General features: G+C 51.5%; 15 protein-coding genes. 3 read left to right on the top strand and 12 right to left on the bottom strand.

The window, feature by feature from the left end; genetic code table 11:
- The first annotated feature begins 43 nt into the window (after positions 1-43).
- Complete coding sequence (locus tag D467_RS0103585; protein WP_018916140.1) at positions 44-1183, top strand: tyrosine-type recombinase/integrase; 1140 nt, start codon at positions 44-46, stop codon at positions 1181-1183.
- A gap of 92 nt (positions 1184-1275) precedes the next feature.
- On the top strand, positions 1276-1692 hold the full coding sequence (locus D467_RS0103580) for a SufE family protein (RefSeq protein WP_018916139.1): 417 nt from the start codon (positions 1276-1278) through the stop codon (positions 1690-1692).
- Between the two features lie 9 nt (positions 1693-1701).
- Here the strand turns inward: D467_RS0103580 and yidD are convergent, their stop codons facing one another.
- The 10 genes from yidD to gorA all read right to left on the bottom strand — a co-directional run bounded on the left by yidD (position 1702) and on the right by gorA (position 10843).
- Entirely contained in the window at positions 1702-1980 is a 279-nt protein-coding gene (yidD, locus tag D467_RS0103575) for a membrane protein insertion efficiency factor YidD (RefSeq protein WP_051081705.1), read from the bottom strand.
- Positions 1981-2036: 56 nt separating this feature from the next.
- Entirely contained in the window at positions 2037-2504 is a 468-nt protein-coding gene (gene hisI, locus D467_RS0103570; protein ID WP_018916137.1) for a phosphoribosyl-AMP cyclohydrolase, read from the bottom strand.
- Between the two features lie 5 nt (positions 2505-2509).
- Positions 2510-2956, bottom strand: a complete 447-nt coding sequence (locus tag D467_RS0103565; protein ID WP_018916136.1) for a Fur family transcriptional regulator — start codon at positions 2954-2956, stop codon at positions 2510-2512.
- Positions 2957-2987: 31 nt separating this feature from the next.
- Complete coding sequence (locus D467_RS0103560; RefSeq protein ID WP_018916135.1) at positions 2988-3986, bottom strand: alpha-L-glutamate ligase-like protein; 999 nt, start codon at positions 3984-3986, stop codon at positions 2988-2990.
- Positions 3983-5506: an inactive transglutaminase family protein gene (locus tag D467_RS0103555; protein WP_018916134.1), complete on the bottom strand. Its 1524-nt coding sequence runs from the start codon at positions 5504-5506 to the stop codon at positions 3983-3985. Before D467_RS0103555 ends, D467_RS0103560 begins: the two co-directional genes overlap by 4 nt.
- 38 nt (positions 5507-5544) lie before the next feature.
- Entirely contained in the window at positions 5545-6381 is an 837-nt protein-coding gene (locus tag D467_RS0103550; RefSeq protein ID WP_018916133.1) for an ATP-dependent zinc protease family protein, read from the bottom strand.
- 452 nt (positions 6382-6833) lie between these two features.
- On the bottom strand, positions 6834-7229 hold the full coding sequence (locus D467_RS0103545; protein ID WP_018916132.1) for an ectoine synthase: 396 nt from the start codon (positions 7227-7229) through the stop codon (positions 6834-6836).
- A gap of 85 nt (positions 7230-7314) precedes the next feature.
- Positions 7315-8583 carry a diaminobutyrate--2-oxoglutarate transaminase gene (ectB, locus tag D467_RS0103540; protein ID WP_018916131.1) on the bottom strand — a complete coding sequence of 423 codons (1269 nt, stop codon included), beginning with the start codon at positions 8581-8583 and terminating at the stop codon, positions 7315-7317.
- 65 nt (positions 8584-8648) lie between these two features.
- Complete coding sequence (ectA, locus tag D467_RS0103535; protein ID WP_026285597.1) at positions 8649-9227, bottom strand: diaminobutyrate acetyltransferase; 579 nt, start codon at positions 9225-9227, stop codon at positions 8649-8651.
- A 233-nt stretch (positions 9228-9460) separates the two neighbouring features.
- Positions 9461-10843 (bottom strand): glutathione-disulfide reductase, encoded by a 1383-nt coding sequence (gene gorA / locus D467_RS0103530; protein WP_018916129.1) that lies wholly within the window; start codon positions 10841-10843, stop codon positions 9461-9463.
- A gap of 139 nt (positions 10844-10982) precedes the next feature.
- Here gorA and can point away from each other — a divergent pair, with 139 nt between their 5' ends.
- The gene (can, locus tag D467_RS0103525) at positions 10983-11630 is read left to right on the top strand and encodes a carbonate dehydratase (RefSeq protein ID WP_018916128.1); all 648 of its coding nucleotides are present in this window, start codon (positions 10983-10985) and stop codon (positions 11628-11630) included.
- Between the two features lie 107 nt (positions 11631-11737).
- Here can and msrA read toward each other — a convergent pair whose 3' ends face one another.
- Positions 11738-12361 (bottom strand): peptide-methionine (S)-S-oxide reductase MsrA, encoded by a 624-nt coding sequence (msrA, locus tag D467_RS0103520; protein ID WP_018916127.1) that lies wholly within the window; start codon positions 12359-12361, stop codon positions 11738-11740.
- Between the two features lie 10 nt (positions 12362-12371).
- Entirely contained in the window at positions 12372-16688 is a 4317-nt protein-coding gene (tamB, locus tag D467_RS0103515) for an autotransporter assembly complex protein TamB (RefSeq protein ID WP_018916126.1), read from the bottom strand.
- Position 16689: the final 1 nt, after the last annotated feature.

Raw genomic sequence — 16689 nt, 5'->3', positions numbered from 1 at the left:
CATGGTGCTCATTAACGCTGCTGATTAAGGAAAACACCCGGTTATGACTCAATTAGATGTAATTATTGAGCAAAATGAGGCTTTTCCAGCGCAAAATGGGGCAGGGCAACCCGTCGCATCGGCGCGGATAGACGCCACTGATGATGCTCAAGCCGTTGCGGCATGGCTCGCCGAGTATCAGGACAGCCCACAAACGTGGAAAAGTTACCGCCGTGAAGCCGAGCGGCTACTGCTTTGGCTAAGAAGCCAACAGCTACCGCTAACCGCCATGAATCGTGAAACTCTGCGCCAATTTGAAACGTTTCTAGCAGATCCACAGCCAGCCAATCAGTGGGTAGGGCCTTCAAAGCCTCGTTACCACCCAGACTGGCGGCCATTTCGCGGGCCGCTATCGCCAGCCAGCCGCCGGCAGAGTTTGATTATTTTGCAAGGGCTATTTAGCTGGCTGGTGGAAGCAGGGTGGGTAAATCACAACCCATTTCGGCTAATGCGCGACAAGTCCCGTCGCTTGAACAATCAGTCGTTGCGTATTGAGCGCTATCTTGAACGCGACCTGTGGGAATGGTTGTGGCAATGGCTTAATAGGCCTTTAGCTCCTGCTAATAGTGAAAAGCGCGCTGAGTACGAGCAGGCCAGACGCCGGTTTATTTTCGGCTTTGCTTATTTGCTGGCACCTCGCCTCAGCGAAATGGCGGATGCGCGAATGGGCGATTTTTATCCGGCAGAAGGGCGCTGGTGGTGGGCCGTGATAGGTAAGGGTAGTAAGTTAGCGCGTGTTCCATTACCCGATGATATGCAGGTATGTTTGGCTGATTGGCGGCAGGCATTGGGGCTTGAGGCTAAACCAGTGCATTCGGATGAAACGCCTGCCGTTCGGGCATTGGATGGGCGGCGCAGTATTGGCCATAATCAGCTGTATCGGCTAATTCGAGATACGTTTATGGAGGCGGCCAATGCACTTGAAACCGAAGGCGGCTCGCCTGCTTATGTGGCGGCGCTACGCAAGGCAACGCCACACTGGTTGCGTCATACCTCGATTACCCATCAGGCTCAGGCCGGAATCAGTTTACGCCACTTGGCCGAAAGCGCCCGCCATGCACGCCTGGATACTACGTCGCGTTATCTGCACACCGAAGATAATGAGTGGCACCGTGAACAGCAGCGCCATCGGCTTACGCCATAAAGCTATTTTCAAAAGCAAAGCTTTCCACGTAAGGTGCGTTGAACCCGTATAATAAAGTGACGTTTTAAATCGAATGTAAAAAAGGAACGAGTATGAGCACTTCCGGCGCCGAACAGGCCCAGCAGGAGCTAATCGAAGATTTTGAAATGTTTGATAACTGGATGGATCGTTATCAATACATTATCGATATGGGCAAGCAGCTCCCTGATTTTCCAGAGGAGTGTAAAACAGAAGAATTCAAAATACAGGGCTGCCAGTCAAACGTATGGATGCGCCATGACGTTCAAGGCGATCAGCTGATTTTTAACGCTACCTCGGATGCGGCCATTGTGTCTGGGCTTATTGCGGTACTGCTACGCATTTATAGCGGGCGTACCGCGGCTGAAATCCGCACCACGGAGCCGCATTTTCTAGCGGATTTGGGGCTGGATAAACACTTGTCACCTACACGCAGCAATGGCCTGCATGCCATGCTCGAACGTATTTACCTGGTTGCCCAGCAAGGATAATTGGAACGCTTAGAGGTGAGGGTGGTGATTACAACAAGGGGAAGGCGGCGATTGCTCGTCATCCTCTTTGCAAAGCTGTTCACTGCGCCCGCCGGAAACTGGATCCATGCCGCCGGGATTGCCAGGATGGCATTTGATGATTCGTTTGATCGCCATCCAGCCACCCTTAAGCGGGCCATGAACCTGGATAGCTTCAATAGTGTAGGATGAGCAGCTGGGCCAAAACCTGCAGCGCGGGCCAAGCAGTGGGCTGATAACGTACTGATAGGTGCGCACAGTGCCCACCATTAAGCTAATGATCAGCTGACGTAAGATCCTGCCTGCCGCCCGCGCCCAGTAAATCACTACTGTTTACCGTAAAGCTCATCAGGATTGATAAGCGGCTCGCTATTAATGGTGGCGTGTTCATGCGTTAGCGAGAGATAAAAACAGCTTCGCCGACCGGTATGGCAGGCAGGGCCGGTTTGTTCTACCTGCAGTAAAAGCGTATCGCCATCGCAATCAAGAGCAGCTGATTTTAAATGCTGTTGCTGTCCTGATGACTCACCTTTGCGCCAGAGCTTTTTACGTGAACGCGAGTAGTAGCACACGCGATGGGTATTAAGCGTTTCTTCCAGCGCTTCGCGGTTCATCCAGGCCATCATTAACACTTCTTGCGTATCATGCTGCTGGGCGATGGCGGGTAGCAATCCATCAGCATTGAAACGCACGGCATCAAGTAACGTGGCGGTGGAAGGCAGCTCATCTTGCGGAGAAGCCGACTCAAGTGCCTTAAATAGCTTATCGGTCGGCTGTTGATCAAAACGGGACATAAAGATTATTCACTTTTGGCTCGGCAGTTCTGGCAAAGGCCCTGTAATTCGATTGTTTGCCGCTCAACACTAAAGCCTTGTCGGTTGGCAAACGCTGCCAACTGATCGCTAACTTCATCTAAATGCAGCTCTTCAACATAGCCACAGTTACGGCAAATGAGCAGCTGGAACCCATGGATGTGCTCAGGGCAGGCACACGCCACGTAAGCATTCTGGGACTCAATGCGATGTACCAATCCCTGGTCGATCAAGAATTCAAGCGCGCGATAGACCGTAGGTGGGCGAGCGGCCGCATGCTCGGTTGAAAGCTGATCCAGCAGGTCGTAGGCTTTCAAACCGCCGCCATTATTGGCAATCAGCTCAAGCACACGGCGACGAATCGGGGTAAACCGAACGCCGCGGCTATGGCACTGTGATTCCGCTTGTTGAAGTAGCGTATTCGCTTCAGTCATTGGGGCACTCATTAAACGTCATCACTCTAGTCTACGCGCTTGATAGAGTTGTGTCAGAGGTTTCTACCAGCTCACTTTTACGCGCAAAGTGATGCTGGGCAAACGCCACACGTTCTTCAACGGCGACTCCTTCAGGCTGACGTTCAATCAGATCAAGCCGGCGGCGCAAGCCTTCTCCATTGGTCATTTGTATCGCCAGGCCAGGTCGCGCATTCAGCTCAAGCAGCATTGGACCATGCTGACGATCCAGAACCATATCCGTGCCCAAGTAGCCCAGGCCGGTCATTTCATAACAGCCTGCTGCCAGGTTTAATAGGGTATCCCATTGGGGAACCACCAGGCTTGCCAGGTCATGACCTGTATCGGGGTGGCTAAAGCAGGGGCGGTCAAACTGAACACCACGCAGGGCTTCGCCGGTGGCGATATTCAAACCCACTCCCACGGCGCCCTGGTGCAGGTTGGCTTTACCGTCGGAGGCGGCAGTAGATAGTCGCATCATTGCCATGACGGGATAGCCTTTGAATACGATAACCCGGATATCCGGCACGCCTTCGTAGGTATAGGCCATCAGGCTTTCTTCGAAATTAATCAGCGTTTCGATAATCGCCACATCGGGTGAGCCGCCCAGCGAATATAGCCCTGAAAGGATGTTGGAAACATGGCGCTCCACGTCTTCAAGGGTCTGTTGCGCACCACTGGGCTTCACAAACTGATTATCGACGACTTTTTCGATAACCAGAATGCCCTTGCCGCCACTGCCTTTGGCAGGCTTGATCACAAACCCGTTATGGCCAGTTAGCATGTCGCCAATATGTTTGACGCCAAACTGCGTGGCCACGGTGCCAATCAGCTCTGGCGTGGTGATGCCATACTGCTGTGCAAGCAGCTTGGTTTTTAGTTTGTCATCGACAAGCGGATAAAGGCGGCGTGAATTGTAGCGGCCGATGTAGCGAATATTACGCCGATTCATGCCGATGATGCCTTTATCCTGTAAGCGGCCCGGCCATGTCCAGTCCTTGAGCCAACTCATGATGGCTTCTCGTCATCGGTAATCGGCTTAAAGCGACGCAGCTCCAACAAGCGGTAGCCGGTGTAATTACCCAGCAGTAGAATCAGCGCCATTAAAATCAGCTGAACGCCCAGGAAATTGAAGGTGATGTGACGCACCCAGGGATTATTCATGGCCAGGTAGGCTAGTACAGCGGTTAATAAGCTGCCGCCCCCTTGAATAAGTACCTGTTTGGGGCCTTCTTCTTCCCAGAGAATCGACATCCGCTCAATGGTCCAGGCCAGAATTATCATGGGGAAGAAGGTAACCGTAAGCCCGGCACTTAGGCCCATCCGGTACGCTAATACGGTGAAAATAGAGATAATGGCGATAACCGTTATGATGACCGCCGAGACCCTGGCCACCAGCAAGAGATTCAGATAAGACAAATAGTTACGAATAATCAACCCGACCGCGACAATAAGCAGGAAGCCAATCAAGCCGGTAAGCAGCGTCGTTTGAATAAAGGCGAGGGCAATAAGCACCGGCATAAACGTGCCCGATGTTTTAATACCTACCAATACGCGCAAGAACACCACCACCAGCGCACCAATCGGAATTAACAGAATGGTTTGGAAAAGTGCCTGTTCTTCAAGCGGTAGGCTGTGAATAGAAAAATTCACCAGCGTATCGTCAGAGTAGTGGTTGCGCACTGCTGCTGAAGCCGGCTGGTAGTGCGTTAACATGGAGAACATCACGCGCGAGTTAGTACCGCCTTCAACTTCCAGTACCGCGCGGCCACCGGTTTCCCACAGCAGTAAATTTTCAGGCTGGCCTTGTTCGCCGGTTAAAGGGTTGAATATAGCCCACTGGTTTGCAGGTTCGTCAAAGACCTGGATCCAGCTGCTCAAGGCTTGCCGGCGGCGACCATCTTCCAGCAATAAGCCACTAACTTCACGAGCCTGAACACCGGCTTGATTGAGCAGGCGTACTATCAGCGTTGAAGGGGCTTCTTGAGTCAGCAGGAGTCGGGCATTTTCACCCTGACGCTCGCCGTTTAGGTCAAGAATAAGCTCACGCGCAAACGTGGCGTTATTAGCGCTGCGCGCCCACGCTCTATCAATTAGCTGGCTAGCTGCTGAGTCGTAAGGGCTTTCCCAAGGCGTTGCCGATGTTAGTCCAGGCGGTGTCTGTACGGGCGGTCGGGCATCAGGTGAAACCAACATCTGTACTGAGTAGTAAAGCTGCTGGCTACCCGCTGCATCGCGTGTGGTCCACTGTGCCCGGCGGCCGAGTTCGTCTGCCTGATACGCCAAGCCATAGCCTGAAGACGCAGTATTCTCCGTGAGAACCCGATAGCCCGACTGATGAGATGGCAGTGCTAAATCAACCTGTACCGGTCCGTTTTGGGCGTTGAAGTTAATGACCGCTTCAATTTCCCATACCTGACGCTGTTCGCCTGGTACCCAAGGAATTTCAAACTGAATATGCCTATGCACACTGGTGGCAATACCTGCCACCAGAAGGAAACCTACAATGATATAAAACGGAAGCCGGGACATGAAAATTCCTTTTAGCGAAAAGCGGCGGGGGAGCGCGGTTACTCTTCGGTATCGTCTTGATCAACCGCTTCGTCTTCAGCGGCTTGCTCAGCGGGTTCGCCACCAGGAAATTCCGGGCGCTCATGAATATAGTTTTGCGCCACATCAATGATCGCAATATCCATCAGGAAACGACGACCCAGCAGTACCGGATAATCCAGATGGGTACGGTCGTTAAGGGTAAATTGTACGTTTTCGCGGATGGGGCCAAGCGTCATCAATAAGGAGATCACCGGGCGCGATGCTTCGCCTGAAGCTTGCACTATACGCACACGACGCTCGACAGGCGCTTCAATCCACTCATCACGCAGTGATTCCACAACAACGTCATCGTCATTGAGCGCCAGCTTGAAGCGTACCCAATCTTCGCCATCACGCTCGAACCGGGTAATCTCGGAGGCCGACAAGGATGACGTGTTGGCACCAGAATCGACGCGGGCTTTTAAATAGGTACCGATACTGGGTAAACCGACCCATTCGTTACGGCCCAGCGTGGCCTTGGTTTCAAGAGCCTCATCAATATTACACTCTTCACGAATAACAATTGGCTCTTCGCCGCGAGCTTCAAGCTCTTGTATATCGCTGCGTAACAGACGCACAAGACTGCCAACCTCACGAACATCGGCTGTCAGGGTTTTTTGCTGGCTGAGCTGTTGGTCTTGATACTGAGCGTTAGCACCGCATTGCTGCGTTAGCGTGTCTTGCAGTTCGAGTATTCGCGAATTAAACGACGCTTCGCTCAATGGCGGTGGTTCATTTGATTCTGGCGGCTGTAGGGCACAGCCTGAGAACAAAAGTGCTAAACCAGCCATCAGCCACAAAACACCTGGGCGCATAACGAGTGACATCCTTGAAAAGTAAAAAGGAATGATAAGGAGAAGCTAGACCGGTTGTCCAACGTAGCGCCGATATTTCGTCGCTAACAATTACCCGATTTAACATAATATATATTATGCGAACACCTGGAAGATCTTTGTGAAGCGCACAGAACCGGCAGCCTACTTGAGACTCACTGGTTTAAGCAAGCATCGTCTCTAATTCAATATAATCAGCAAGATAATAGATTTTATCAGGTGTGCTGCTTAATCAATTTTTATCCATGCTATGAAACACCTATGCTCTAAGCCATGTGATTTCCAAGCAACTATTTTATGCGTCCATCCTCAGTGTCTAGGTTGAAGGCCATCCCTGAATTAGGCCAGATACGTAGGCATTAAAAAGCAGCCTGCTTGAGCAAGGCTGCTTTTTAAGGACTCATGTCCAAGCACTAGAGGCTGAGCATCAGTGCTTATTCATCCGCTGGTGCGTAGGAGCCGTCTTCGCGGTGCACTTCTTTACCTGACAGCGCGGGGGTAAATACGCAGGCAACGGTCATGCCTTTTTCTTTGCCGCGCAGTAGGTGCTCGTCATGCTGATCCAGCAGATATATATCGCCTGCTTTAATGGGCCAAATTTTGCCATCGGCCAGGGTTTCTACTTCACCTTCGCCTTCGTAGCAAAAAACCGCTTCATAGTGGTGCTTATACTGAATATGAGTTTCGGTGCCTGGAAAAATACGCGTGACATGAAAAGAAAAACCCGCGTTATCTTCAGCAAGCACTAGACGCGTGCTGTCCCAGTTGCCATTTTCAGCAGTTACCAGACGATCTGTTTTACGTGCTTCTTCAAGATTACGAACAATCATAGTGTACTCCATGCCTGAACGGCTGGCGGTACCAGCCGTTGAGTTTATCGTTAATGGTGTTTAGCTACCCAAGACCAACGTCAGATTATCCCTTAATAACCGTTTTGACAGCTGCTTCCAGAATATCCAGCGCTGCAAGCAGGTCTTCATCGGTAATGGTCAATGGGCAAAGACATTTAACGACTTCGCCGCCCTGGCCACTCGTTTCAATAATCAAGCCGTTCTCAAACGCTTCGCTGGTGATTTTATCGGCAAGATCACCCGAGACAACGTCGATACCGCGCATCAATCCACGGCCACGCTCGGTAGCTGGCATACCGTTTTCAGACAGCAGAGTCGCCAGTTTCTGGAAACGCTCCTCGACAATACGCGCTTTACGCTGAACATCGCGCTCGAACGTATCATTCGACCAGTATTTTTTAAGCGCTGCGGTCGCCGTTACCATGGCAAGGTTAAAACCACGGAAAGTGCCGTTATATTGCCCCGGCTTCCACATATCGAGCTCTGGGCGTATCAATACATGGGCAAATGGCAAACCAAACCCAGAAAGGGACTTCGAGTTAGTCACGATGTCAGGTTTGATGCCTGCATGCTCAAAACTGAAAAACTTCCCGGTACGGCCACAGCCTGCCTGGATATCATCCACGATCAATAGGATATCGTGTTCACGGCAAATGCTTTCAAGGCGTTTTAACCAATCCAGACCTGCCACGTTAATACCGCCCTCGCCTTGCACGGTTTCAACAATGACGCCTGCTGGAATATCCAGGCCACCCGATTGGTCACCAAGTAATTTTTCAAAGTAGTCAAGCGTGTCAGCATGCTCACCCATGTAACCATCAAAGGGTAAAAAGCTTGCGCCTTGAGTAGGAATGCCGCCGGTTGCTTCACGGAATTTACGGTTACCTGTGGTGGCTAATGCCCCCATGGTCACCCCGTGGAAACCGTTAGTGAAGGTCACAATATTGTGGCGACCCTTGGCAACACGTGCCAGACGAATAGCTGCTTCAACGGCGTTCGTACCGGTTGGGCCAGGTAGGTGGACCTTATAATCCAACCCGCGCGGTTTAAATATGAGCTCTTCTAACGTTTCAAGATATTCCCGCTTAGCTACCGTCCACATATCCAGTCCGTGAACTACACCGTCGCTAGACAGGTAATCAATCATGGCTTGCTTGAGATGCGGGTTGTTATGGCCGTAGTTAAGCGTTCCGGCACCCGCCAAAAAGTCGATGTATTCGCGACCGTTTTCGTCGGTTAAACGAGCATTTTGCGCTTTGGTAAACACAACAGGAAATGAACGTGAATAGGTACGAACATTAGATTCCATACGTTCAAGTGTTTGAGTCTTCATTAGCGACCTCCTTGTGATCATTAAGCTGGCAAAAGTGTGACGAGATAATACAAAGGCTGTGCAGATTAAATGTGCTCAGTCTGAAATGGGCCGATGCGAACCAGGTTCTCCGGGTCGTGCTCTCCACCTAATTGCTCGGTAGAGAAATATTCACGGCTGTTTAGCGGCGCATGCCAGCGAGCGGCTAAGCGGCGAAACAAACCCCAGGATGCTAGGTTGTCAGGCGTAATCGTGGTTTCCAGATGATGAACGTTAGTGAGTTCAGGGCGTGACAGGATGGCTTCGACCAGGCGGCGAGCAAGGCCTGTGCCTCGCGCTTTTTCACCGACTGCCACCTGCCACAGAAAATAAGTGTCTGGGGCATTGTCTTTCACATAACCAGAAACAAACCCGACAATTTCGCCCTCTTCATTTGTGGCAACGGCGCAGGTATCACGAAATTGTGTAGCAAGTAATAAGTAAGCATAAGCGGAATTAACGTCCAAAGGAGGACACGCTTTAACCAACTCATATACTCCCCATCCATCCTCAGCATTCGGTTTGCGGATAAACAGAGGCGTCTCGGAAAAGCCTACGACTGCATCAGCTACCGTGGGGCGTGCAAGCTCAGATGATGGTGTAAAAGGTTGTATCGGCGTACTCATAGTTATGCTTCGCTGTAGCGAATTTGATGCCCATTATAACACTTGATTATTACCAATTCAAAAATCATATTATCCACCGATCTATTTTCCATAATTTTTGGTTATAGTTAGCTGTTTTTGGTCGTTCCAGACACACTGCGTAACAGACCAATATGAGTTTAGTCTAAGTTTTAAAAAACGTGAGGCATAAAAAAAGCGAGCCTATTGGCTCGCTTTTTTTAATCACTTAAAGGTCAGTGTCGTGTCACGGTTCTCAAGGTGACGAACTCTTCAGCACCGGTTGGGTGAATACCAATGGTTAAATCAAAGTCCTGCTTAGTCAGGCCTGCTCTAACGGCAATGGCGATACATTGAATAATTTCCCCCGCTTCATCGCCTACCATATGGGCTCCAACGACTCTATCGGTTTCGTCATCCACGATAAGTTTCATTAGCGTGCGTTCCTGACTTCCCGACAAGGTATGTTTCATCGCGCGAAACTCAGTGGAATAAACGCGAATTTTGGTAAGCTTCTGTCGAGCAGCCTCTTCACTAAGCCCTACAGTGCCGATATTGGGATGGCAGAATACGGCAGTGGCCACTGTTGCATAATCAAGCGGCATTGGCTTTATATCTTTAAAGTGATAGTCCACAAGCTGCATGGCCTCAGCAAGAGCGACGGGGGTTAGCTCCGGGCCAGCCGTCAAATCGCCTAGGGCCAAAATGGAAGGCACTAATGTTTCATAGCGCTCATTGACCGGAATTTTACCGTCGCCATCCAGGCTAATACCCAACTCTTCAATGCCTAAGCCCTGAACGTTGGCTTTACGCCCCGTGGCCGCTAGTACCGCATCCACTTCTAACACTTCACCGGTGGTCAGGTGGACGTTATAGCTGGAGCCCGTGGCTTCGATACGCTCAATATTGGCATTGAAATGGAGGTTGACCCCCTTTTTGTCCATTTCGTTACGGGTGAACTCACGCACCTCGTGGTCAAACTGCTTTAAAAATAGATCGCCACGGTAAATCAAATGGGTTTCGCTACCCAGCCCGTTAAAGATACTGGCAAATTCAACTGCGATATATCCACCGCCCAATACCAGGAAGCGTTTTGGAAATGTTTCTAAATCAAATACCTGGTTTGAGTCCAACGCGTGCTCTTTACCTGGAAAATCGGGCACCCATGGCCAACCGCCCGTTGCCAATAAAATCTTATTCGCCGTGATATGAGTCACGCCATTTTCATCTTTCAATGCTGCCGTATGGCCGTCAACCAGTTGTGCGCGAGCATTAAACAGCGTTACGTCCGCTCCTTCGAGCATACGTTGATAAATTCCGTTTAAGCGTTTAATTTCACTGGTTTTATTGTCTCTTAACGTGGCCCAGTCAAACGTAGCAGGCTCTGAAAGGCTCCAGCCAAATCCTGCGGCGTCGTCGAAGCTATCGTGAAAATGTGCCGCATAGGCGTAAAGTTTCTTGGGGACACAGCCTACGTTAACGCAGGTGCCGCCTAGATAACGGTCTTCTACAATAGCGACTTTTGCGCCTGTCGCAGCCGCAGTGCGGGCAGCACGAACGCCGCCTGATCCTGCACCAATCACTAGCAGGTCATACTCATATTCGGAATCGGCTACCATTATCTACTCCTATAAATTTTTCATGCGCGCTAAGCGCTTGGCCGCGCCTGCTTATTGACCTTAGTTGTAGAGAAGGTTAAAACCTTGTCTACTTATTGCATTTCGCCTTAACCTGACGATGTAACGAAACGGAGATTCAATGTCTGATCCTATTGCGACGCTTCTCGACAATAATCGTGCCTGGGCTGAACGCATGTGCGAAGAGGATCCCGAGTATTTTAAGCGCCTTTCAGATCAGCAAAATCCTGATTATTTATGGATAGGCTGCTCTGATAGCCGGGTACCCGCCAATCAGATTATTGCCTTGCCCCCAGGTGAAGTTTTTGTTCACCGCAATGTTGCCAATCTTTTGCATCATACTGATATGAACGCGCTTTCTGTCGTTCAGTATGCCGTAGATGTACTTAAAGTCAGCCATATCATGATTGTTGGTCACTACGGCTGTGGCGGAATCAGAGCGGCAGTGACGGGTGGTGAGTGCGGCGTGGTTGATTACTGGCTACATTCGGTGCGTGAGCAATATAACCAACATCGAAACACTCTTGGGCACCTTCCCCTGGATGAGCAAATTGACCGTATGTGCGAGCTCAACGTTAAAGCACAGGTTAACAGCTTATGCCGTACTAAAATTTTGCAGCGGGCCTGGCAGCGTGGCCAGTCCATTTCCGTGCACGGCTGGGTCTATGGTTTAAGCGATGGCCGCGTAAAAGACCTTAAATGTACGGTAACTGGTTTAGATCAGGTAGAAACGCTTTACCGTATCGATCGCATACAGTCAGGCGATTAAGCATCAGGCGACTATGACTAAGCAGCACTTATAGCTAAGCAGTACTGTGTTTAATTAGTACTATGGCTCAGCAGCATAGTCGCCTTTATTTGACTGTATTTGAGCGGTTACCCACCAATAGGGCAAGTCACCCCCGTGCCCTTCAAGCCACAATAGCCGTTCGGATTCTTATCGAGATATTGCTGATGGTACGTTTCTGCAAAATAGAACGTATCCAGCGGTTCGATTTCCGTGGTGATTGCTCCCCGGCCTACTTTACTCAAAGCATTTTGATAAGCTTCTGCGCTCTGCCTCGCTGCGTTTAGTTGCTCATCGGTGGTTGTATAAATCACCGAGCGATACTGCGAGCCAATATCATTGCCCTGACGATTTCCCTGAGTGGGATCGTGCTGTTCCCAAAACACCTGAAGCAAGGTTTCAATGGTCACTTTGCTTGGGTCATAGATCACTCGGACAACTTCAGCATGCCCTGTTCGCCCAGAACAAACTTCCTGGTAAGTGGGATGCTGTGTAGTACCGCCTGCATAGCCCGCAGCCGTAACGTAAACACCGGGCTGCTGCCAGAAAAGACGCTCGACACCCCAGAAACACCCCATCCCCAGCACGATTTCTTGGTGGTTTTCAGGATAAGGCGCATGTAGTGAGTGACCATTGATAGTATGGCGTTCACTGGTTTCGACGGGCGTTGTGCGCTCTGTTTGTGCGCCTTTATCATCATTTAATTGCGTCATGTCAGTCTCTCTATTGCTGCTTATAAGTTACAGGGTTACCTCGACGGGAGAAGGTGTAAATCAAATCCACCGCCTGATTAGCACCTGACACAGCCTGTACATATAGATTACGCCATAGCGTATAACGTAACGTTAGTTCGGCAATCGGCGAGAAAATTCCCACTCCATAGCTAATACGCAGATCATCGGATAGTTGACCACTCAAGGCTACCTGACTGTCATCCCCTACACCGGTCGTATCCAGCGCCAGATCTTCAATACCAAATGCCTCTCCAATGGAGCCGACAGCTCCCCCCGTGCGGCCTAGCGACATGCCAATCAAGGCTGTGGTCAGGGCACTGTCCATACCGCCACTGGAATCTGATGCCCGCCCTCTTAATAGATACGACAAGGCCTGGTTTTCAGGCATCGAGGGCTCCGAGAAAATCGTCACGTTGGGCTCTTCAGCGCTACCCGTTACGCGTAGTCCGGCAATCACGTCGTCTTCGGTCACATCCGGGTTACGGATAGCTTCAAAGTCAAGCGTGGGCAGCGATGGCGGGCCGCTAAACAGTAGCTGACCGCGGCGGATCAACAGATCCTGGCCAAAAGCCTGGAAACGGCCATCGACAAGATTCACTTCGCCAAACAGTTGAAGTCCACCGCTGTCTTGACGAATTTCCAGCGTGCCGCCTAATCCTGATTCAAGCCCATAGGCAGAAATTAACATATCGCTGCCCAGCGTCAGGGTAATGAGAACATCTAGCTCCATGCCCGTTTGAGCTAACTCATCGGCGGCGCTTGGTCCGCCATTTTCAGCCACGCGCCGGGCTTCTTCTTCAGCTTCACGATCCTCGCGCTCGGTAATAATAATTTCATCCGAGCTGGGTTCAATCGCAGAGGAGGACCTTGAGCCAATCTCGAGCCGCGCCCAGGGCAAGTCAACATTACCCCGGACCTGGAGTAGTTCTGGCGTAATGCGTACTCGAATATCCGGTGCGGCCTCTAATCGGCCAAACTGGGGCAGTACCAACAGTAACGGCTCTTGCGTGGCGTTCAAGTCTATCCCTATCCGCCAGTCATCCGCGCCGGGCCAATAGGCGTCCCCAGTAATGTTCAGTCGGCCACGCTCGGCCGCCACGAAGCCATTAATAGTCCCTTGCTCACCATCAAACGAGAGGGCTAACTCGCCATCGCGGACATCAACTGGAATATCGGGGCCGTGAACGCGCAAACCACGTAGTGCCAGCGTGCCCTGCAAATCTGGTTGGCTGGTGGTGCCGCCAATCTGCACTCGGCCGTTCAGTTCACCCTCAAGACTATCCATGCTCACGACCATAGGACGATAAGGGGCAAGAGAGAGATTGTTGGCTAGCAGCTCGCCATCTAACGTGCCTCGTCCAAGCGGGTCGTTGAGCGACAGATTAAGCCTTAAATCGCCCGCTTCAGAGAACGATAGCACTATGTTGGTATCCGCCTGTGCCTGGTTCGCCTGAAGGTTTGCATCCAGGTTAATAACCGGCAGTTGAACAGGCTGCCCGTAATCGTTGATCGCGGTAATCGCAAGCTCACTAAGCACCTGAACATCGGCTTGCCAGCGTGCGCCGCCTTGGCGCCAATCAACGACCATGTCCGCTGTTGTATCGCCCTCGAACGACCACTCGTCAGGCAAGAAAGGTTCGAGCATCTCCATAGGCACTTCGCGTACGGTTAATACCGCACGCCCCTGGTCGGGGGAAGCATTGATCGGTTCCTGAGAGCAGACCAGACCACCCTCTTCGCGGCGTAGACAGAAAGGCGACAAGCGTGCCTGCCCGTTAGCCAGGTTGTAACTCAGATCGAGCGGCGCTTCCAGACGAATATTGCCTGCTTCGGAGTCGATTTCCAAGGGCGTCAGCCGGCCTTGATACTGCTGACGCTGTTGATCGAAACGACCGTCCAGAGCTAGTAGCGCGCGTTGCAGTGAACTATTGGGTTCGCCCTGCACGCGCAATTCAAGGCGGTGCTGAGAAAGACGCCCCGTTAGATTCAGATCCGCTGTTGAAAGGCGCTGGCCGCCAGCGAATATTTGCTGCAAACCCAGTTGAACGTTGAGCCGTGGATCGTCAAGACCCTGTACCGTGGCATCAAGCTCCAATCGCTCTACCCGGTTATCCGCAAAGCGCAGATCGCGTCCTGATAGGTCGGCAAGAATCTCGGGCTGCTCAAAGCTACCCGTGGCTTTTACACTACCGGTAAGTGTTCCTGCCAGTTCGGGAGAAAGAGTACGCAGCTCACGAAGCGCAATATCAGCGTTTAACGACATGGCTTGCTGGCTTATCTGGCCTGAAGCCTGTAACCGGTTATTGCCCTGAGTGAATAACAGCTCATGGATATCGACCTCCATATTGCTGTTGGCATCCAAGGCTGCCTGAAGCGTTAAGGGGTAATCACGCAGCTGGCCATTGATGTCGATATTAGCGATGCTCACCGACCAAAGCTCGCCTAGCTGGCGGACGCTTACATCGATGTCCCCCGTTAGGCTGCCATTCATTTGATCAACAAAGTGCGCCGGGTTGAACTGGTCTAAGCGAATGCGCGTATCAATCGTCAGCGGATCTGACCAATCAATACGCCCTTCGCTGCGCAAGCTGCTTTGTTCTACTTGAAGCGCGAGAGGATCCCAGCGGAAATGACTAATATCGCCATCGCCATTGAGCGCTACCTGAGTGGGCGGCAATCCCGGCCCTTGAGCCTGTAGCGTTACTTCGGCGCGGTAGGCATCCAGGCTGCCCTCTACCGTTAGGTCGAGGGCTTCAGCGACATAGGGCACAGAGCTGCCACCTGCCTCTTGAGCTTCGTCTATGAGAGGCCATTGCAGCCGTTCGCTTTGCACGCGTGCCTGGAAGGGAAGGTCTGGGGTTGACCAATCGATATGCCCTTCACTTCGAAGCGTATTTTCACCTACTTGAAGGACTAAAGGAGTCCAGCGGAAATGACTAAAGTCGCCATCACCATTGAGCGTTAATTGAGTCGGTGGTAATTCAGGCCCCTGTGCTTGAAGGCTAACATCGGCACTGTAAGCCTCCAGGCTGCCTTCAACCGTTAAGTCTACCGCCTCAACCACATAGGGTTGCGCGGGGTTTGCACCCTCCTCTGTTTGTTCATCCACCAGCGGCCACTGCAGCCGCTCGCTTTGCAAGCGTACTTGGAAAGGCAAATCGGGCGCCAATACGTCTGCCTGAAGATTGAGAGACGCGGCCACTATGCCTGCTGCCATCAGCTCGGCCTGCAGATTATCCAGCGAGCCGGAAAGCTCAAGCACAAGTTCCTCACCGTTTAACTCAGGAAACAGTTCAGGCAAAAGCAATACGGCTTCCAAGCGGGCTTCGAGTGGGTAGCTTCCGCTCAAGTCTGCGTTTGCAACAAGGTTTGCCTGCACATCGGCGGTGGTTACCTCAAAAGAGGAAATTTCTACTTGGCTTTCCTGAGTATTCAGCTCTATCTGCAAACGTTCAATACGATATTCAAAGGCGCCCATCAGATTGATGTCAGTAGCCGTCAGGTCGCTCACTTCAATATCGACTGGAAGCGCGATTTCAGGCAGTTCGATACGCTCACGGGACGCTAATTGCTCCTCAAGCGATACTGACGGCGTTGTTTCATCGCGAGGCTGTGTCAGCAGAATGGCACCATCGATGCCTTCTGCCAGCAGTGGGGTCTGTACTTCGTGAGTCAGTTGAACGCCTGGTGATGGGGGCAGATAAACCGTCAGCTGTTCGAGACGACTGGGTGCAAATGCCACCTGGCTATTTTCAGCCGTTGCCGACGTTTCAAAGGTTGCCCAGTTGATGCGCGTGCCATCAGCCAGTTGAACCCTAACGTCATTCAATAGGACAGAGCGAAGCTCAACCGGAAATGGCAAATGCAGCCTGAAAGGGTCGCCATCCTTGGGTGGCTCTTCTTCCGCGGCGCTTGCTCCAAGTCGAATATCCGCTCCATTGACATGTAGCGTATCCAGACAAAGACGCCTGGAAAAGACACAACCATCTGACCAGGCCAATTCCAGATCATCTATTGCGACATGGATATTGCCAAGGTCAAGACGAAAGCCCTGAAGCTCAAACTCATCGAGCAGTCCGCCCTCCTGATGTTCGAACGTAAAATAGCCACGCTGCTCGCCTTGGGAAAATAAAAATCCCGTGCCCCAGGGTGACAAAGCCACGCCCAGTAAAAGCGCAACTAAACCTAATAGCCATAAGGGCAGCAAAATAATCAGACGTATCAAACTCCACACCAGCAGCCTTGTGCGTTGTTGCGATGAATATGGCTGGCGCGTCGTGGTCGCGGAAGACTTAACCTGGGACAAA

It is taken from the genome of Vreelandella zhanjiangensis DSM 21076, from assembly GCF_000377665.1.
In the GTDB taxonomy this organism is placed as follows: Bacteria; Pseudomonadota; Gammaproteobacteria; order Pseudomonadales; family Halomonadaceae; genus Vreelandella; species Vreelandella zhanjiangensis.
The sequence above is the reverse complement of the archived record's forward strand: the minus strand, read 5'-3'. Positions and strand labels throughout refer to the sequence as shown.